Raw genomic sequence first — 19757 nt, forward strand, 5'->3', positions numbered from 1 at the left:
AATTGCTGGTATCTTATTGTTAATTATAATTAAATAATTCTAAAATTTCATTTTCATTTAACGAATGTATGAATTCTCCTACGGATAAATCATCACCTAAAATCTTATTTATTAGCTCTCTTTTGGAATCCTGTAATTCCACTATTTTTTCTTCTATAGTTCCTTGGGCAATTAACTTAATCACTTCTACTACATTTTTTTGACCAATTCTATGTGCTCTATCAGTTGCTTGATCTTCAACTGCAGGATTCCACCATGGATCAAAATGTATCACTATATCCGCGCTTGTTAAATTCAGCCCCGTACCACCAGCTTTCAAGGATACTAAGAATACAGTGTTTTCACCATTATTAAATTCCTCAACCATCTTCATTCTATTGATTGATGAAACTGATCCATCTAAATATGAAAATAAGAAATTTTTTTCTTTAAGTATTTTGCTTATATTCTTTAATACAGAAGTAAATTGCGAGAATACTAATATTTTATGTCCCTCATCTATACTTTGTTCCAATAATTCAATTAATGCATCAATTTTTCCACTACTTCCCAAGTAATTATCCATAGTTACAGACGGATCTAAACATATCTGACGAAGCTTAGTTATATAAGCCAAAATTTCTATTTTGCTCTTACTAAACTCAAAATCTTCGACTTTCTTTTGAATTAAATCTTTAGTATAGTTAGCATAGGTTTCATATACAACTTTTTGCTCATCACTTAAAGGAACAAGAAATCTTTTTTCTATTTTATCTGGCAATTCTTTAATTACATTTTTCTTATACCTTCTAAGAATAAATGGTTTTACAAGCCTATTTAACTCTTCAAGAATTTCTGGTCCTTCTTCAAGCCTTCTATGATATCTAGTTACAAATTTCTTCTCGTTATATAAATACCCTGGCATTATAAAATCAAATATTGACCATAATTCCATTAATGAATTTTCTATTGGTGTTCCAGTCAACGCAAATCTTATTCTTGCTTTTATTTCCTTGACTGACTTAGAACTTAAAGAAGATTGATTCTTTATGTTTTGAGCCTCATCTAAGATACAGTAATCAAAATTCATATTATATAATTCTATGTCACGTCTCAATAAATTATAGGTAGTTAAGATTACATCATATTCTTTATAGTTATTAATCAATTCTTCTCTTTCTTCTTTTACCCCATTGCAAATAGCAATTTTCATTGATGGAGCAAATTTATTAAATTCATTTTTCCAATTATAGATTAAAGAAGTAGGTGCAATAATAAGAGTTTTTGAATCTGGCTTTGAAAGCAATAATGTTATTGTTTGCAGTGTCTTTCCAAGTCCCATTTCATCACCAAGTATTCCACCAAACCCTAAGTAATCTAAAGTTCTAAGCCAATTATAGCCTTCTTTTTGATACTTTCTAAGTTTAGCTTGAAGTCCATATGGAGGCTGAAAGGCTTTATCTTTAATGTTACTTAATCTTTCTTTAAGATCCTTAATTTCATCACAGCTATTTATATACCTTAACTCTTTGTCTTCTAAATAATCTTCAAGATAAGCTCCCTTGTTAATTGGAACATTAATGAGATTCTCATTTAATTTTTCTTCTAAAAGTAAATTATCTATAAGGGTCAATGATTCTTTCAATGCTTCATCTTCTAGGTCTAAGAATTCTCCATTCTCAAGCTTATAATATTTCAAGTTATCTCTAAAGCTTCTAAGTATTTTTGCAGTTTCTTCTGGAGATATATCAGAAATTTTAAATTCAAACTCAAAATAGTTGAATTTACCTTTTCTAACTTCTCCAACAAAATCTGATTTCTTAATATCTTTTATTCCCTTAAATCTCTCAGAATAAAATACTTCACCATATCGTTGAAGCTTTTCTATTTCATATTTAAAGAATTTAAAAGCCTCATCATCATCTCTTAAAAAGAATAATCTTCCATTGACTTCTTCAAATCCAAGACTTTTTAATACTCCTAAAACTTCATATTCTTTATTAGTATCTCTGTAAATAATTTTATCTTTGTATTCTTCAAAAAAATTAAATTCATGTCCTTCATATGATACCTTAAACAACAACGAAATATCCTTATCTTTATCAAAATAAAACCTGAAGATTACAGGCGCGATTACAACTTTTTCTCTAATATCCTTAGATAAAACTAAATCATTTGTTACTTTTTGAATCGAAGGTATTAATTCTTTTAAAATTCTACTTTCATTAATCTTATTGAAACTAACTTTGTTAGTAGCATTAAATATTTTTAAATATGGCGATAATCTCTCACATTGTTCTATTGATGGAATGTATATGGAAGTACCAAATAAGAATACATCTTCATCTTGAGTTAATGATTCTGGTATTCCATTAGGAGCTTCTAAAATTATATTGTTATTCTTACTCAATAAAGCAAATGGAATAGGCATATCCCCTTCTATTATTTCAGATTCTAATATTCTATAAAAGAATCCATCGCCTAAAAAAACTCTATTCTTTTTTATAATGTATAAAAATTCTTTAAACATCATATCAGGAATTGTAAGGGTCTTTCCTTCTATTAACTTATCCTGATAACGTCTAAAATTTCTATCATGATCTGCTAAATTTTTTATATTATTCATGAATTTTATTAATCTTCTATCTTCATAAGAAAGACTTTGAGTTTTTATATCAAAAATAAATTCTTTCCCGTACTTAATTGGTACTTTATTATAAACGCATGTCAAAAATTGATTAATATCTTTAACTATATACATTTTATTGCTTTTTCTTAATCCTATTTTAAACTCGATTTGAAGTTTAGAGGACCAATTGTTTTTATTAATAATAACTTCGAATTTTAGCTTTTCCTTATCCTTATCCCCAACAAGTAAAGATAATAAATCATCATTAGAATTCTCCTTAATTCTAGCTTTATTATCTTTAAGAGATAAATTATTATTTAACTTGGTTCTTAACTCTTCATCTTCATCAATATTTCTTAAGAATGTATAAAAAGTAGCTATTATATGTTTACAACAGTAATTATCACGAGAAAATTCGTTTTTCTCAAAGTCTAGACAACTACAATGGGTTCCTATAATCTCTTTAGTCATATTATCAATTTCAAGCTTACACGAATATTCACTTAGAAGGCTTTCTGAAACTACAGTTGAGTTTATTTTTATATAATCTTTATCTACTTTAACATTTATTTCTCTTAACAAATCATTTTTTAGAACACGTTGACCTTTTGTAAGAGATGAATTTGTTATGTTCTTATTAAAACCCTCTAGTAAAATTTGTTTTATCAATGTTTATCACCTGCATTTTTATTTTTAACTTCTTTAATTCTTTTAATTAAATCTACACTGATATATTGGGATTTAGAAACCCCTTTTCTAAAATATCTTATTTGCTTATAGTCACGGCCTTCAATATTTATATCTAATATATCAATTCTTTCAGCATTAAATATAGTAGGTTCATTTTTTCCTTTTAAATATATATGTATTTCCATTTCATTAGGTGAGATTATTTAAATTAGTAATTTAAAAATAATCCCATATCCTCCTTTTAAAATTATATTTAGTTATTATTTTTGAATTCTTCAATTGCTTCAGCTATTTCATTTAGATATTCCCATCGTTCGTATTTATTATCTAGTTCACTTTGTACTTCTTCTTTTTCATGCATCAATTGATTTAGTTTCCCATAGTTTGAAGCATTCTTTGCCATTTCCTTTTCTAAAGAATTGATTTTTTCTTCAAGCTTAGCAATATCTTCATCTATAGTTTCATATTCTTTTTGCTCTTTAAAAGTAAACTTAGGTTTATTATCTTTAGTTTTTTCCTTAACGCCTTTTCCTTTATCTGCTGCAAATTCATTGCCACTTTTATCATTTGACTCAACAGATTTAATCTTCTCAATTTCTTTTGAAATCAAAAAGTCGCTATAGTTACCGTTATACTCCTTGATATACCCATTTCCTTCATAAGAGAATATCTTCGTACAAATTCTATCTAAGAAATATCTATCATGGGATACAACAATGATTACACCCATAAATTTATCTAAAAAGTCTTCTAATATTTTTAATGTTTCAATATCTAAATCGTTAGTAGGCTCATCTAATATCAAAAAGTTAGGTGATTCCATTAGTACTCTTAAAAGATGAAGTCTTCTTCTTTCCCCACCAGATAATTTTTCAATCGGAGTATACTGCATAGTGCTATCGAATAGAAATCTTTCACACATAGTAGAAGCCATTATTTTAGTCCCATCTTCTACAGGTATGTATTCTCCACCTTCTTTAACATAATCAATTACTCTTAGTTTAGGATCCATGTTGCTATTATCTTGTGCAAAACATCCTATTTTAACTGTATCACCAATTTCAATTTTTCCGCTGTCTATTGGAAGTTTATTTCTAAGAATATTAACTAAAGTTGTTTTTCCAGCCCCATTTTCTCCAATGATACCAATTCTATCATTTCTCAAAAATATATAATTAAAGTCTTTAATTATAACTTTACTTCCGAATGACTTAGAGATATCGTATAATTCAACTACTTTTTTTCCAAGCCTAGAACCAACAAATGATATATCTACATCTTCCTGCCTTTTAATGCTTTCTTCGCTTACTAACTCGTCAAATCTTTGAAGTCTTGCCTTTTGCTTAGTAGTTCTGGCTTTAGCACCACGTCTAACCCATTTTAATTCGTTTCTTATAAGAGCATTTTTCTTTTCTTCTTGTGATTGTTCTACTTCAATTCTTTCAATCTTCTTTTCAAGGAATGCAGTATAATTTCCAGGATAAGTATATAAATTTCCTCTGTCCAGCTCAATAATTCTATTTGTTACTCTGTCTAAGAAATATCTATCATGAGTAATCATTAAAAGAGCGCCTTTCCTAGAATTTAAGAATTCTTCAAGCCATTCAATGGAATCTGAATCTAGATGATTGGTAGGCTCATCTAATATAAGAAGATCACATGGTGTTATAAGTGAACAAGCAAGTGCTATTCTCTTCTTTTGCCCTCCAGATAAGTTTCCAACCTTTTCTGAATAATTCTTTATTCCAAGTTTATTTAAAATTGTCTTTGCGTCACTCTCCATATCCCATAAGCTTAAGGAGTCAATTTCACTTTGAACCTTAAGTAATTCATTATTTAAAGAATCAAAGTTTTCACCACTGCAACTATTAATCTTATCTAATAACTCCTCATATCTTTTTAAAAGTTTCATTTCTTTAGTGTCACCTTTAAAAATTTGTTCTAAAACAGTTGCATCTTCATCAAATAAAGGATTCTGATCAAGATATTCAATTCTAACATTTTTACCCTTTACTATATTTCCATCAAAAAATTCCTCTCGGCCAGAAACCACTTTTAAAAATGTTGATTTACCAGCACCATTTATTCCAATTAAACCAATTTTATCTCCATCATTAATTCCTAGTGAAACATTATTTAATAATATTTTATCACTATAATTTTTGCTTATATTTTCCAAAGTAATTATATTCATTAATTTTAAACTCCTTTATGTGATTATATACATACTATTTTAACATAGGATGCTCATAAACAGAAATTTAGATTGAATTTAAACAAAAAAAGACTACCTATTATAATTATAGATAGTCTAAAAGTAACATATCTTGTTTCAAATAATTACTGTATATATTAATGATTCACTTATTTTTTTTTAGATTTTGACTTGAGATTTCATATCTTTCTTCATTATCTTCTGTATTATAAAAAGCATTACAACCAATCAATAAAGCACAAACAAAAATTACTATTCCTAGCATAATTATTCCCCCTTTAATATGGATCTGATTATATATTTATTATAGCACAATTCGTATGTAAACGATATACTATTTTGTTTTTTTTATTTCTATTTACATCAATTTCTTGATTACTATTTTCTTAATTTATGATTTTGCAGAATTTTCAAAAAATTATTGACAAAGCTTATATATTTTGACTATAATTTATATAAACCTATATAATTTAAAAACTGTGAAAAGGAAGAGTACATATATTATTGAAATAAAGAGAGAGAATATTTGCTGGAAATTCTCATGATGTATATATGGAATGTAGCCTTGGAGTTTTTAATCGAAATCTTAATTGTTAGAGAGTAGAATTAAACGGATTGTCCACCGTTAAAAGGACAATAATATCGGTTATTTAACCCGTATTATTAATAAGTGTGTATTTGATTATACAAAATTAGGTGGTACCGCGGTGATTATCTCTTCGTCCTATATTATTTATAGGATTGGGAGTTTTTTTTTACACAAAAATAATATTTATTCTTATATCAAATATTAAAAAATAGTAAAATCGAACTTTTTATCTAATCAATAAACGTTAATGAAATATTCTAAGATATTTATGTAAGGAGTGATTTCTTTGAAATATAATGGTGCTGAAATAGTTATTAAATTATTAGAGAACGAAGGAGTAGAATATATATCAGGCATTCCAGGAGGATTCAATCTCCCACTTTATGATGCTTTATACAAAAGCAAAAAAATCAAACATATATTAGCACGTCACGAACAAGGCGCTGGATTTATTGCACAAGGCATTTCAAGAAGTACAAATAAAGTTGGAGTATGCTTTGCAACTTCTGGCCCAGGAGTAACTAATCTTCTAACTGCCATTGCAGATGCTAAACTTGATTCAATTCCTCTTGTTGCTATAACAGGCCAGGTTCCTCTATCAGCAATAGGTACTGATGCTTTTCAAGAAGTTGATGCTTATGGATTAACAATTCCAATTACTAAGCACAATTTCTTAATTAGGAACATACATGAACTTTTTACAGTTATAAAAGAAGCTTTCAAAATAGCTTTAGAAGGAAGACCTGGGCCAGTACTTATTGATATTCCTAAGAATATTCAGAATGAATTTATAGACTTAGAAGACTTTCCTTCTGAAATTGCATCTGAAAATTTGCCTAAAAAAGAGCAAATAAAAAGCTCTACGCTTTATTGCATAGCTGAATTAATCAATGATTCAAAGAAGCCTATAATTTATGCAGGTGGAGGTGTAGTGAATTCAAATGCTTCATCTAACTTATATAAAATTGCAAAGAAAAATAATATACCAGTTTCTTTAAGTCTTATGGGACTTGGTTCTTTTCCTTGTGATGATGAATTGAGTATTGGAATGCTTGGAATGCATGGTGCACCATATACAAATTATCTTCTAAACGAAGCTGACTTAATTTTGGCCCTAGGAGTAAGGTTTGATGATAGAGCAACAGGTAATATAGAAAAGTTTTGTCCTAACGCTTCCATAATTCATATCGATATTGATCCTTCTGAAATAAATAAAGTTAAAACTAGTAGTTTATCTATGATTGCAAATGTTGATGACTTCTTAGAAGATATACTTCCACATATTGAAAGTAAAAGTCGAAACACTTGGAGGGAAAGAGTTAAATGCTTTAAATCTAAATATCCACTCCCTTCTTATAAAAACATACTACATCCAGCTAATATAATTCCTTTTGTAGGAAACATAGTTCCTAGTGATGCAGTTATTACTACTGATGTTGGGCAGCATCAAATGTGGGTAGCTCAAAGATACCCTTTTAAATTACCAAAGGCTCTACTAACTTCTAGTGGTCTTGGAACTATGGGATTTGGACTTCCAGTAGCCATAGGTGCTGCATTGGCCAATAAAGATAAGACTATAATCTCTTTCTGTGGTGATGGATCTATTTTAATGAATATTCAGGAACTAGCTACCCTTGCTGACTTTAATTTGAATATAAAAGTAATTATTTTAAATAATCATCATTTAGGCCTAGTACGTCAGCAGCAACAATTATTTTATAATGAACATTATATAGCATCAAAATTTATATCAAATCCTAACTTCAAAATAATAGCAGAAGGCTTTGGAATACAATCTTGTGATTTAGGTAATGAGGAAAAACCTTTAGAAAAATTAAAAGAATTATTAACTGTAGATGGACCCTGTGTAATAAATATACCTATTGAGGAAACTGAAAATGTACTTCCTATGGTTCCTCCTGGTAAATCAAATATAGATATGATTGGTGGTGAAAATTTAAATGATTAATACTAATTTTTATCTTATAGAGCTACATGTTAGAAATCATTCTGGTGTTATGAGCCACATAACTGGACTTTTTGCAAGACGTGCATTTAATTTAGAAGGAATTTTATGTGCACAAATAGGTGATGGCTCTACAAGTAAAATGTATTTACTTGTTAAAAATGATTCTGTACTTGATCAAATAATAAAGCAATTGGAAAAACTCTATGATGTTCTTGAAGTTTCAGTACACCAAGATTATGATCAGTCTGTATTTGAAAACTTAAACAAAGTACTAAAACTTAAACAAGAGGATATTTGACATTTGATTCTATAACTTAAGCTTAGAATAATAAATAAAACTTAGTTTTAATGCAGAAACAAAAATAAGGATAATAAACAATATTTCTACTGTTTATTATCCTCATTAAATGAACCGCTCTATAAGAAAGTTTGTAATTATCTAGTTTAGTTCTTCTATTTCTATTTTAATTAAATGAACCTAATAAATACATACACCCAAAAATAAAAATAGCTACTAATATTTAATTTATTCACCTATTAATTCATTTTTAACATATTCATTAATATTTTCTTCTTCGCCTTCAAATATTTCTGTCAAATGTAATATTATCTCTTGCTCATCTTCAGGAAGATATTTTATTGTTTCTTTGATTGTATCTACATTTACATCTTTCATAAAATAAAATCACCGCCTTAATATTGTTTTATTTCTAAATCTCTTAGTACAGCTTTTTCATGTTTATATGTTACTATAAATCTCTGTTTATTATCTTTAGATTATGTTAATAATTCCTTAATATAATATTACAAAAAGTTAAAAGCTAAGTTAGCTCGAAATAGAGATAAACTAAATAGCCTATTGTATTTTCTCATTTGACATTATAACTTATTTTCTTGTAAATTATTGTCTTTATGTGAAAATAACTTCAATTTTATATCACTTATTTTTCTACATATTTATTCATATAAAGTGTTTGTTCGAAAATAAGTAAGTTATAAACTAATATATAAGAAACATTTATTTAATCATTCTATAAAACATTAAAATTATTGCAATAAAGATAAATAATTGATTATATAATTAAATTGAATACTCTCATGTTTGTTGCTGTTTTCTAAATATGATAAGAAAATATCACAAACTCGATTAGCGAGAAATTGATATTTTAACTTCATAAATTTTATATTAAATATTAGTTGTTCATTTTACTTAATTTAAATGATTTTGCTATATTGATTTCTTTATTTTTTAATAACTTTAAAGCCATATAGTTAATAAAAACTATGGTGTAGCTGATTAACCTTACCCAATCTATTTCCTTTTCATTTAAAAGTATAAGTAAAATATGAAAATATGTTAAAAAGTAAAACAAATATGCCCATCTTTGAAGCCTCTTCCATTGCTTTCCTTGCATTTTACGCCTTATTTTCTTAAATGAGGTTATAAATAATGGTATCATTATAATAAATCCAATGAGTCCAACTGCTATATAGCTTAAGTATAATACAGGAAGCGAACCTTCATTAATGATTCTAGGAAGCTTGAGTATTATAAAACGAATAAAATATACTATTCCATGGGGTAACAGCATGATTGCACCTATAATAGCTAATTCTGCTCTAATGCTGCGTAATTTCTTGGTTATTGTCCATTTTTGATTTAAAGCTCCTGCATACATTACTAATATAAAAAAGGATACTGATATCAATCCTCTTATTGAAGTTTTTTCAAGGGTTAGAATAACCCCTTCAAGCTTTGCGTTAGATGTTATTCGTAGTATTTCATAAAATGATGTGATTATCGCAATACCCGTTGCTAGCGAATAATAAAGATAATAATTTTTCTTAATAGATGATGTTAAAAGTAATGATAAAATCGTTACTAGAATTAATGTGCAAATAAAGATCATATTTCTACTCCTTATAATTATTATCGATAATGAATATCACTAACAATTATATTTTATCATGCCTATTACGTCAAGATTTAGAAATCTTTATTTTATCTAATGGCCAGGAAATAAAGTAGAATGGAATTATAATCACTTTTCTTGTATATTGCTTTAATATTGGTATATGTTGGTCAATATTACATTGAAAAAGAGATAACCATAATTATTATAGTTATCCCTTAATCTTATTTCCTATATAGTTTATATTATTCTACCATTCAGCTTTTGTTCCATCATAATTTCTCTAATTTGGATTAGATTAGTTAAGACCTTTCATATTAACTTCTCTTACTTTATTCTCTTCAATAATAAGTCCTAGACCTGGTTTTGTTGGTAAGTCTGCAAAACCGTCTTTATAGATAATTATAAAATTCTAGTAACTGATTAACAGACCATCTCTAAATGCACGAAAGGAATCTCATAGCAAACAAAGATAGGGACAACTTTTACTTCATATTTATATTTCCATTTCCTTAACATTATCATCTATTATCAAATCGGCATCCGTTGTTTTCAACACTTCATCAACAGTTAAACCTGGTGCTACTTCTATTAGAACTAATCCTTTATCTGTAACTTTCATAACCGCTTTATCTGTAATTATTAGATTGACACATTTGGCAGCCGATAAAGGCAATGTACATTTTTTTAATACTTTTGAGTTCTCTTTTTTATCATTATGGCTTAATGCAGCTATTACATATTTAGCTCCCACTAAAAGATCCATTGCGCCTCCCATACCAGGCGAAAAAATACCAGGTATTTTCCAATTTGCAATATTTCCTTCTTGATCTACCTCTAAAGCGCCCAATGCAGTTATGTCAACATGTCCACCTCTTATTATTGCAAAAGATAAATCCATATCAAAGGTTGATGATCCTGGTAGTAAAGTGATTGGAGATCCACCTGAATTAGCTAGATCTGGGTCAGATTCTCCTATCTTTGGAGTTGCGCCAAACTTCAATGCGCCATTTTCACACTGTAGTGTTATTTCCATTCCTTTTGGTAAATAATTAGCAGCCATATTAGGTATACCGAATCCTAAATTAGCAACCATTCCTTCTTTAAATTCTTTTGCGATTCTTCTTGCAATTATCTCTTTACCATTCATCATTTTTACCCCTATCTCATTTTATTAGTTCTTATCCATAAATCTTCAAAATATTTTTTTCTATCTTCAAAGGAATCACCTTGAACTATTATATCTACTAATATACCCGGTGTTCCAATACTATCTGGAGGGATTTCACCCACATCAACGATTTCATCCACTTCGGCTATAACTAAATCAGCAGCAAGTGCCATACTTGTATTTGTTCCTTTTGTTGTTCCTCTATATAAAATATTTCCGAACTTATCAGCCTTACAGCCTTTAATTAATGCAACGTCTGCTTTTATAGCTGGAAATACTAAATATTCCTTTCCATCTACAATAAGTTTATCTCTTCCCTTCTCAATTTCTGTGCCAAGTCCAGTTGGTGTTATAACTGCGCCAAGTCCAGCACCACCAGCTCGTATACATTCAACTATGGTTCCCATAGGTATAAATTCTACTTCTAATGTGCCTGCATTATATTGTTCTTGTGCTTCAGGGCAAGTCCCAATATGTGCACCTACAAATTTTTTTATTTGTTTATTTGCTATCAGCTTACCAACATCATGAGTCTCTCCTGGTTGAGCTGATACAGCTTGAATAAGTGTAAGATCTTTAATATTTGTATTCGCTAGCTCCTCTATCATCTTTAATGGAGCACCCACTCCTAAAAAACCTGCTGTCATTATCTTCATGCCATCTTTAATATTTTTTACTGCTTCCTGTACTGTCTTAATCTTTGTCATTTCTCTATACACCTCCAGATTTTTATAATATGCTATCGATTATAAAAGAAAAATTATTATTTAAGACCAATTATCCCTTTTAGAAATTTAACTGTTATAATAATATTATTATTTATGAATTTATATTCCAATTAAATCCAAAAATCGAAAGCATAACGTCTAATAAGTTTTTATAAATTATTTTGTAACATATGGAAGTATATAAGAATTACCATTTTCAATTTATATGACATAATGAGTTATAAGTTTATTAAATAAAATAATTGATTTGAATTTCACTGAGCTCTTGAGTAAAAAAATAGATGTGAATTAGAATAATTTTCCCTAATTCACATCTGTTTTTATTTTAATTAAAATTTTAGTTATCGCTTAATATATCTTCAATTATATTTTTTAAGTTTTTACCCTGTTCAAAATCCGAATCTAATCCAATAGATTTCTCTGTATACTCTAAGGCTTTATCAATTTGCTGTAAATTATAATAACAAAGTGCAATTTCGTAATTTGTTTCTGGGCATTCACCATAAAACTCTAGTGAAGATTCTAGAAGCTTTAGTGCATCATTATCATAGCCAAGATAACCTAATATAGAACCAAAATAATATCCTAAGTCGCCTTCTTCACCAATAGGGAAATAGTATTTCCAAACTTTATTGATAGCATCAGCAAGTTCATCTTTAGGGAAGTTTTCTTCATTTTCTATTCTTTCAATTAAAATATTGTATAACTCAAGCAAAGTTCTTGAATCCCATACTGTAAATCTTAGAAAAGTCAAAAGTTCCTTAGTGGTCAAAGAGTTACTCAAAGGCATAATTGCTTTTTTCATTATATAGAAATCATCTGGACCTACACTTTCTATAATTTCATTGTAAGCCATTGAAGTTTCAATAAAATCATTATCACTATTACTTACCATAAATAGAGACACATTTATGTTTTCGTGTTCATATATACTATGTATTGCTTTTCCGCCGAGTTCTTTAAAATATAACTCTATAGCATGAAAATTTACCGTCATAGAAATACATCCATGCTTTGATAAAAATGGATGATAATTTTTATCCATGCTTTCTTCATTCTTATAACCTTTATCAGCAGATATTAAAATCACGTCATCATTAAACAACTTTCTTAATCTTGAAATACATCTTAATCCAATTATAGGCATATAGAATGCTGTGTCCTCTAAAGAATTTTTGTAATGCATCAAAACATCATTTAAATTCTTATCTTCGTAATAACTATTCCCATCAATTTTTTTATCTGTATAATAATAATCTAATCCTGCAAGAATTGATTTATCATTAGGATCTCCTTTTTCGTCTGGAGAAGTTATTGTTATTACTCCTTCATAAATCTCTCCGTTATTAACATAAAAAGTGTCTTGTGGAAGACTGTCAAAAGTATAATTAGCAAATAAAATTAAAGGATTCTTCATTTTCCCTTTTGATAATACTTCACCACTATGTCTAAGTTTAATTTCATCATCCTTAGATATATCAAAAGTTGCACAATCAAGTATTCCAGCTTCGAAATAAGGACTTAAAAAGCTATGATTCTGCCAATATTCAATATTTCTTTCAGCAAAATCCGTTACTATGTATTTAAACTTTATATCTTTTAACGAAGAATTTTCAATCATATGTAAAAATCTTTTTAGAAACGTATAAGTAAATCGTCCAACTCCTGCTGCAAGCTCCATAATATATATAACAGTATTTTTATCTACATCTTCTCTTCCAACATAGTCTCGCAAATATCCAAAGACAGTTTTAGCGTATTGATTTGCGATATACGGATTGGTTGTTATATATTGTGGTACAATACCTTTAATCCAAGCCTCTGGACCTTGGTTTGCAAAAAATTCTGTCTGCAATTTCCATAACATTGACTGTGATAAAGGCTTTCCAGCTTCAACTACAGCTCCAGAACTCTCGTTAACTTTCGAATTTGAAGCCTTAGTGATATTATATTTTTTATTTTTTTCTGACAAAACAATTCCTCCCTAAAAGTAAAGTTAAAAATTACTTTTACTAAAATATCATTAACAGAATGATTATACTATTCTAATTAGTTTATGTATATAGATAAACTAACTATAAGCTATACTTATGAGTATACCTAACCGAAATGAGTAATATACTTTTGTTCCAGTTTCTAGGTAATTTCAATGGGTGATTCTAAGGCTATAAAGTTGCACCCAAAGTGCTAGCCTCAAAGAACAAGCTTTGAACTAGCACATTTGGAACAACTTATAGCCAAAGAATCACATCCATCAAAATTACCAATAAAACATTCCACAAAAGTATATTACTCATTTCTAGTCGGAGAATATTTCATAGTTTATAATTGTGTTATCTATAAAGCTAGATTTATGCGATAACTTACTGAAATCATAAACATTTTGTTCTGAAAAGCATGAAAATATGAACTTAATGTTTTAGTAACTTTGTAAATATGTTCATCTAATAAATCAAATTCTTAAATTATTTATCTATATAAAAGTTTTATTCAAGATACTGGCCCCCAAAAATCATAATTCTTATTTCTAGTTGGGATATTTAACTGTATAGCACAGACAAAGCGTAAATATCCAAATAAAAAGGCTACGTAAAACGCAGCCTTTTTGTAGTCAATATTTGCCCTAAAATTATTTTAACTTGTTCTTCTTTTTCTTACAGAACTTTATCTAATGTTCATTTACTTACCCTCGGCACACTTTTTGTACTCTATAGTTTTTTCAACTGGTTTAACTATGGATTTATCTTGCCACTTACCTTGTCTGTAACGTATTACGCTTGCTATAGCCGTAATAGTCCAAGTTAGTCCACTAGTTACCCATACACTCCAAACTCCTAGAAAAGGAATCATAGCTAGTCCGCTTGAAAATCCAACTCTTCCAGCCACTTCAACAAAACCGTTAACCATAGCATAAAATGCATCCCCTGTACCATTGAGTACACCTCTTGTAACGTAAATCATTCCAAGAGGAAAGTATGCACAACTTGTAATTCTTATTGCTTTATCTCCAAGATTTATTACTGATTCATCTTTAACAAACACTTCCATTATAGCCTGACCGCCAAATTGAGCTGCAATAAATGCTAAAAGGCTAAATCCAGCTACTATTAAAATGCTTTTGTGATATCCTTTTTTTACCCTATCAAGTTTATTAGCTCCCATATTTTGACCTGCAAATGTAGACATAGCTGCCCCTAATGAATTGAACGGCTGCTGTATTAGCTGTTCTACTCTACTAGTAGCTGTAAATGCTGCAACAGCTGTCTCTCCAAATCCATTTACTACACTCTGAAGCGCTACTAATGAAACAGCAATCAGTGAATTCTGAGCTGCTACAGGTACTCCAATCCTTATACATTTAGTTATGATTGATTCACTTATTTTCCAGTGTTCTTTCTTTAATTTAAAATATGGATTCTTGATCAAGGCAAAAAACAGACATCCAATTGCTGCACATGCCTGAGAAATAACAGTAGCATAGGCAGTACCTGATACACCAAGTCCAAATTTTAGTACGAAAATTAAATCTAAGACCACATTAATTGCACAAGAAATAATCAAAAAAACTAAAGGTGTACTTGAGTCACCTAATGCTCTAAGTATGGCAGCTATAGCATTATAGGCAGCTACAGCTATCATTCCTCCTGATGCTATTCTCAAAAAAGCTACAGAATCATTTAAGATTTCAGGTGGTGTATTCAAAAGCTGTAAAACTTGGCGTGCAAAAACAACTCCTAATATACTCATAACAACACCAGATGCGCCAATCACATAAGTTGAATTGGCAATGGCTCTCTTTACCTGTTCTTCCTTCTTAGCTCCAAAATATTGAGAAATAATTATACCTATACCAACAGACAATCCCAAGCATACAGAGAAAAAAAGAAAACTTAGAGATCCACAAGCACCTACTGCTGCTAAAGCATTAGCACCAACAAACTTTCCTACAACTATTGAATCAATCAAGTTATAAAACTGCTGAAATACATTGCCTATAAGCATTGGCCAAGTGAATTTTATAATATGGGAAACTTCATTACCTTCAGTCATATCATGTACATATTTTACAGACATAATTTGAAACTCTCCTTCTTTTGTTTACTTCAATATTACATGGATTTAACAAATTAAGCTGGCAATATATTAACCCAATATAGACATATATTGCAGTGCATGTTATATTTTTTATGTTAAATTTAATTTAAGTGTATATTATTTTACAATCGGTCTTCTTAGAATTTTGTAAGGATTATATTTCTATCAATATCTTGTAATACCATTGAACTATCTACATACTAATTATATATATTAAATATTTGGAGGTCTTATATGTATCCTTTTTTTGAAGCAAATAAATCAGGTGATCAAAACTTTTTTAGTTCAAAAATATTAGAAAATTTCAGTTTTCCTCCACATTTACATCCATATGTAGAAATAGCTTATGTTATTGAAGGATCTATAGAAGTTACAATAAACGATACTCCATGCTGCCTTAAAGCTGGTGAAGTTTCTATATGTTTCCCTAATGATATTCATACTTTTAATAGTGACGGATTTTCAAAAATTATTCTATTTATTTTCTCACCAGATCTTACACGTAGCTTCTTTGGTATACGAATGGACAAAACACTGGAGAATCCATTTATGTCAAAAAATATTGTCGATGATGGGATAAGTTCTCTTCTATATATGCTCCATGACGAATATACAAGCTCTAATAACAAATACGTTATTAAAGGGCTTTTATACACCATACTTGGAAAACTTGATTCGCATTTTACATTTAAAAAAAGCAGCACTTTTTATAACAGTACAATGCAAAATCTACTTAAATATATTGAGATTCATTACCATGAGAAAATTTCACTAGATAGTATAGCGAAAGATTTAGGTTTCAGCAAATTTTATCTCTCAAGAATTTTTTCAAATAAGATTGGCTACCAATTTAATGATTACATAAATAGATTGAGAATAAATAAAGCTCAAAAACTCCTTAGCGAAACAGAACTTCCAGTTACCGTTATAGCTTTAGAATGTGGCTTTGAAAGTCAGCGAAATTTTAATAGAATTTTCAAAGAACTAACTGCTCTTACTCCTACAAAATTTAGAACAGGTATATGATGCTATTTTTCAACAACTCCATTTGGTGAGTTAAACTTTAAAAAGCGTGTTCCTTGAAAAGTTAATGTTCCCCATTCATGTTCTGGAACATTCTTGAAGACACGTCTTCCAACTGTAAATTTAATTTCACTCCCAGTGTCTAACTCAAATTCTAAAATTAACTTTTCAGTAGTTGTCATAACTCCATTGCTGTCTGTATTTGTACACGTTTCTCTTTTCTTCTTAATTAATTTTGCCTTAGTGGATATAATTGGTGAGTTTTCATTTTTAATATATTTACTGATGTTTATAAAAATTATAAAAGCTACGAAAACAAAAAATATTAGCTGAAATCCAATCATGATTAACCCACTTCCTATCTTTCTAAAACTCTATTACTTTAGCTTAAATTCTACATTTCATTTATTTTAACTTGATTTTGATAACTTATTTATTTAATACTTATCAAATTTATACCCATTATATCATAAATTTACATTAATTAACCTATTAAGCGTTATTTATGCTAAAATAAAGTCAATATTTAAGAAATTTTCGAAATAAATTTTAATGAATTAAACTTCTATTTATAATACATATTTTCTTAAAAATTAAAGCTAAGATTTTTTTAAATGCAAAAAATCTTAGCTTATTAATTATCAGCTACTTTATAAATTTCCTAACACCTTTTGAATTTCTAACTCTGTCAAAGACCTATACTGGCCTTTCTCTAGTGATTTGTCTAAAGCTAGTCCACCAATTGAAATTCTCTTTAAATATACAACGTAGCAGCCTACGGACTTTAACATACGCTTTACTTGATGCTTGCGTCCTTCTGAAATAGTAAGATATCCAGAAACGACTGGCTGCGTATGATGATTTGAGTTTATATTGTTCACATTATTGGTGGCCATTTCATGTTTAAGATCTTCATATATGCCAAACTTATCTACTTCTATTCTTGCTGGCTTAGTTAATATTTTGCCTTGTCCAATATAAGTTCCCTGCTCTAATTGTTTCTTATCTTCTTCGCTTAAAGAACCTAATGCCCAAAAGAAATAAGTTTTTTCAACATGTTTTTCTGGATACATGACCTTATGTTCAAATTCTCCATCATTTGTAAATAACAATAATCCTTCTGTATCCTTGTCTAACCTTCCAACATGAAATATTCCTTTCGTGCCAGCTTCGCCTAAAAAATCAAATACGGTCTTATGAATCTCATCAGTTTTTGCAGTAATACAACCTGCTGGTTTGTTAAACATGTAATATAATTTTCCAGCATAGTTGACTATCTCATTAAGATACTCAATGACATCACAGTTTTCATCAATTTCCATTGCAGGCTCTGTAACTATCTCTTTATTTACCTTTACCCTACCTTCTTTAATGTAATTTCTGACACTTTTTTTGCTTCCAACAGCTGATTCTGCTAGAAATTTATCTAATCTCATATATCGTCACATCTCTTCCTATGTAAAAAATCTAAAAAATTAAATTGACTTGTCCCTAATTTCAACTTGTTATTTAATAAATCTGATCATAAATTGTATTCTGCAAATATAATTATTAATTTGGATATCCATAGTTTAAAGTAAATCTCAATATAATAAACTTTTTAAAACATATAAATCTTTTATTTCAATTTGATCTATATAGATTATAACATCTTTTTCATTAATTATTTACTAATTTAAATTTCTGCCATGGAGCTATTGTATCAATCAAAAACAGTTCTTCCTCTGCGATTCTTCCTATTACATTTGATTTGCCAGAGTTTTTCATAGGCTTTTTAGCTATCTGCATTTCTCCTGCATAATGTCCATATAATGAACTTTCTATAATAACATCTCCTCTTCTTATATCTGGAGTATTAAATACTTCAAAATTGTGGTCTTTATATTTAACTCTGCTTTGAGTTGATCTTATTAAATAATCAGATACATCTCCTCTGTTAAAATGAAATTCTTCAAGAACTATTTTCTTCTCTAATTCAGGTGCATTTTTATTTATCTCACAATTTAATGTCAAAACATAAGGATCTATTTCACTTAATGCTTTTAATTCTTCTTCACTAGCAAAGGCATTTGCAATAATTACATCATCTATTAAGTCAGATGTCCATAAATGTTTTGCTTGAACTGTTATTGGAAGCTCTCTATGAATTTCAAGAGTGCATAATCCCTCGTTTACAGGCCATGGACCACGATCTGCACTGTGAGATGAAATAAATGCTGCTGTTCTAATTCCTAACGATTTGAACTGCTTACTGGTTTTTATAAAATGTTCATAGCTCAATCCTGTATATCTGTGTGGATAGAAATTATGACAGCCTAATATGTTATCTTCATTTGGCATATAAGAGAATATATTATCTATATATTTTGTCCCATTGCTCATGTTTAATTCTATTTTTAATTTCTTACTTGTAAAGGACATAATAGATTCTTCTAAGCCAGTAAATCCAAGATCAAGTCTTATACCATAAAGTCCTAGCTCATTGAAGAAATCTAGATTCTTATAATCAATTCCAAGTTCATCGAATACTTTAGGACTTATATCTGCTATTACTTCCATATCATTTTCATTTGCACATTGTATTATTTTCTTGAAATTATTGATTATTACTTCTTTACTTCCATCAAATGATAAAAGGCATGTAAAAATTCTTTTAAAGTTATATTTATATGCCAATTTTATATAATCTTCTATTTCTCTTGCACTACTGTGCATAGGATAAACTGATATTCCTAGCCTTCTCATTAAAAAATCTC

15 protein-coding genes and 1 other annotated feature are annotated in these 19757 nt (G+C 28.8%); of the genes, 3 read left to right on the forward strand and 12 right to left on the reverse strand.

Going from position 1 to position 19757, the window contains the following annotated elements; translation table 11 throughout:
* Positions 1–19: 19 nt before the first annotated feature.
* From F3K33_RS13370 to F3K33_RS13380, 3 genes are all read right to left on the reverse strand, one after another.
* A complete protein-coding gene (locus tag F3K33_RS13370) occupies positions 20–3277 on the reverse strand; it encodes a DEAD/DEAH box helicase (RefSeq protein ID WP_039771027.1) in 3258 nt (1085 codons plus the stop codon).
* The gene (locus F3K33_RS26775; RefSeq protein WP_012058853.1) at positions 3274–3483 is read right to left on the reverse strand and encodes a hypothetical protein; all 210 of its coding nucleotides are present in this window, start codon (positions 3481–3483) and stop codon (positions 3274–3276) included. The genes F3K33_RS13370 and F3K33_RS26775 overlap by 4 nt, the downstream gene beginning before the upstream one ends.
* 68 nt (positions 3484–3551) lie before the next feature.
* On the reverse strand, positions 3552–5492 hold the full coding sequence (locus F3K33_RS13380) for an ABC-F family ATP-binding cassette domain-containing protein (protein ID WP_039771029.1): 1941 nt from the start codon (positions 5490–5492) through the stop codon (positions 3552–3554).
* Positions 5493–5983: 491 nt separating this feature from the next.
* Positions 5984–6243 (forward strand) — a binding site (T-box leader).
* Positions 6244–6388: 145 nt separating this feature from the next.
* Here F3K33_RS13380 and ilvB point away from each other — a divergent pair.
* Together ilvB and ilvN are read left to right on the forward strand one after the other, a co-directional pair.
* On the forward strand, positions 6389–8071 hold the full coding sequence (gene ilvB / locus F3K33_RS13385) for a biosynthetic-type acetolactate synthase large subunit (protein ID WP_023975585.1): 1683 nt from the start codon (positions 6389–6391) through the stop codon (positions 8069–8071).
* A complete protein-coding gene (ilvN, locus tag F3K33_RS13390; RefSeq protein WP_023975586.1) occupies positions 8064–8369 on the forward strand; it encodes an acetolactate synthase small subunit in 306 nt (101 codons plus the stop codon). Before ilvB ends, ilvN begins: the two co-directional genes overlap by 8 nt.
* Positions 8370–8597: 228 nt before the next feature.
* On the opposite strand, the gene F3K33_RS26390 is transcribed toward ilvN, so the two are convergent.
* The 6 genes from F3K33_RS26390 to F3K33_RS13415 all read right to left on the reverse strand — a co-directional run bounded on the left by F3K33_RS26390 (position 8598) and on the right by F3K33_RS13415 (position 15957).
* Positions 8598–8747 carry a hypothetical protein gene (locus F3K33_RS26390; RefSeq protein ID WP_012058857.1) on the reverse strand — a complete coding sequence of 50 codons (150 nt, stop codon included), beginning with the start codon at positions 8745–8747 and terminating at the stop codon, positions 8598–8600.
* Positions 8748–9264: 517 nt separating this feature from the next.
* A complete protein-coding gene (locus tag F3K33_RS13395; protein ID WP_039771031.1) occupies positions 9265–9981 on the reverse strand; it encodes a ferric reductase-like transmembrane domain-containing protein in 717 nt (238 codons plus the stop codon).
* Positions 9982–10480: 499 nt separating this feature from the next.
* The gene (locus F3K33_RS13400; RefSeq protein ID WP_023975588.1) at positions 10481–11134 is read right to left on the reverse strand and encodes a 3-oxoacid CoA-transferase subunit B; all 654 of its coding nucleotides are present in this window, start codon (positions 11132–11134) and stop codon (positions 10481–10483) included.
* Between the two features lie 11 nt (positions 11135–11145).
* A complete protein-coding gene (locus tag F3K33_RS13405) occupies positions 11146–11862 on the reverse strand; it encodes a CoA transferase subunit A (protein ID WP_039771033.1) in 717 nt (238 codons plus the stop codon).
* A gap of 358 nt (positions 11863–12220) precedes the next feature.
* Complete coding sequence (locus tag F3K33_RS13410) at positions 12221–13855, reverse strand: tetratricopeptide repeat protein (RefSeq protein ID WP_039771035.1); 1635 nt, start codon at positions 13853–13855, stop codon at positions 12221–12223.
* A 707-nt stretch (positions 13856–14562) separates the two neighbouring features.
* A complete protein-coding gene (locus tag F3K33_RS13415) occupies positions 14563–15957 on the reverse strand; it encodes an MATE family efflux transporter (RefSeq protein WP_039771037.1) in 1395 nt (464 codons plus the stop codon).
* A gap of 255 nt (positions 15958–16212) precedes the next feature.
* On the opposite strand from F3K33_RS13415, the gene F3K33_RS13420 reads away from it, so the two are divergent.
* Positions 16213–17004: an AraC family transcriptional regulator gene (locus F3K33_RS13420; RefSeq protein ID WP_039771039.1), complete on the forward strand. Its 792-nt coding sequence runs from the start codon at positions 16213–16215 to the stop codon at positions 17002–17004.
* A 2-nt stretch (positions 17005–17006) separates the two neighbouring features.
* Here the strand turns inward: F3K33_RS13420 and F3K33_RS13425 are convergent, their stop codons facing one another.
* From F3K33_RS13425 to F3K33_RS13435, 3 genes are all read right to left on the reverse strand, one after another.
* Positions 17007–17345: a DUF2500 domain-containing protein gene (locus F3K33_RS13425; protein WP_023975593.1), complete on the reverse strand. Its 339-nt coding sequence runs from the start codon at positions 17343–17345 to the stop codon at positions 17007–17009.
* Positions 17346–17651: 306 nt separating this feature from the next.
* Positions 17652–18437 (reverse strand): pseudouridine synthase, encoded by a 786-nt coding sequence (locus tag F3K33_RS13430; protein WP_039771041.1) that lies wholly within the window; start codon positions 18435–18437, stop codon positions 17652–17654.
* A 223-nt stretch (positions 18438–18660) separates the two neighbouring features.
* The gene (locus F3K33_RS13435) at positions 18661–19746 is read right to left on the reverse strand and encodes a DUF871 domain-containing protein (protein WP_039771043.1); all 1086 of its coding nucleotides are present in this window, start codon (positions 19744–19746) and stop codon (positions 18661–18663) included.
* Positions 19747–19757: the final 11 nt, after the last annotated feature.

It is taken from the genome of Clostridium beijerinckii, from assembly GCF_008705175.1.
Classification (GTDB): Bacteria; Bacillota; Clostridia; order Clostridiales; family Clostridiaceae; genus Clostridium; species Clostridium beijerinckii.

Coding starts and splice junctions, on each gene's coding strand:
- F3K33_RS13415 (WP_039771037.1), bottom strand. CDS start 15,957: ATGTCTGTAAAATATGTACATGATATGACTGAAGGTAATGAAGTTTCC.
- F3K33_RS26775 (WP_012058853.1), bottom strand. CDS start 3,483: ATGGAAATACATATATATTTAAAAGGAAAAAATGAACCTACTATATTT.
- F3K33_RS13430 (WP_039771041.1), bottom strand. CDS start 18,437: ATGAGATTAGATAAATTTCTAGCAGAATCAGCTGTTGGAAGCAAAAAA.
- F3K33_RS26390 (WP_012058857.1), bottom strand. CDS start 8,747: ATGAAAGATGTAAATGTAGATACAATCAAAGAAACAATAAAATATCTT.
- F3K33_RS13380 (WP_039771029.1), bottom strand. CDS start 5,492: ATGAATATAATTACTTTGGAAAATATAAGCAAAAATTATAGTGATAAA.
- F3K33_RS13425 (WP_023975593.1), bottom strand. CDS start 17,345: ATGATTGGATTTCAGCTAATATTTTTTGTTTTCGTAGCTTTTATAATT.
- F3K33_RS13400 (WP_023975588.1), bottom strand. CDS start 11,134: ATGAATGGTAAAGAGATAATTGCAAGAAGAATCGCAAAAGAATTTAAA.
- F3K33_RS13435 (WP_039771043.1), bottom strand. CDS start 19,746: ATGAGAAGGCTAGGAATATCAGTTTATCCTATGCACAGTAGTGCAAGA.
- F3K33_RS13395 (WP_039771031.1), bottom strand. CDS start 9,981: ATGATCTTTATTTGCACATTAATTCTAGTAACGATTTTATCATTACTT.
- F3K33_RS13405 (WP_039771033.1), bottom strand. CDS start 11,862: ATGACAAAGATTAAGACAGTACAGGAAGCAGTAAAAAATATTAAAGAT.
- ilvN (WP_023975586.1), top strand. CDS start 8,064: ATGATTAATACTAATTTTTATCTTATAGAGCTACATGTTAGAAATCAT.
- F3K33_RS13420 (WP_039771039.1), top strand. CDS start 16,213: ATGTATCCTTTTTTTGAAGCAAATAAATCAGGTGATCAAAACTTTTTT.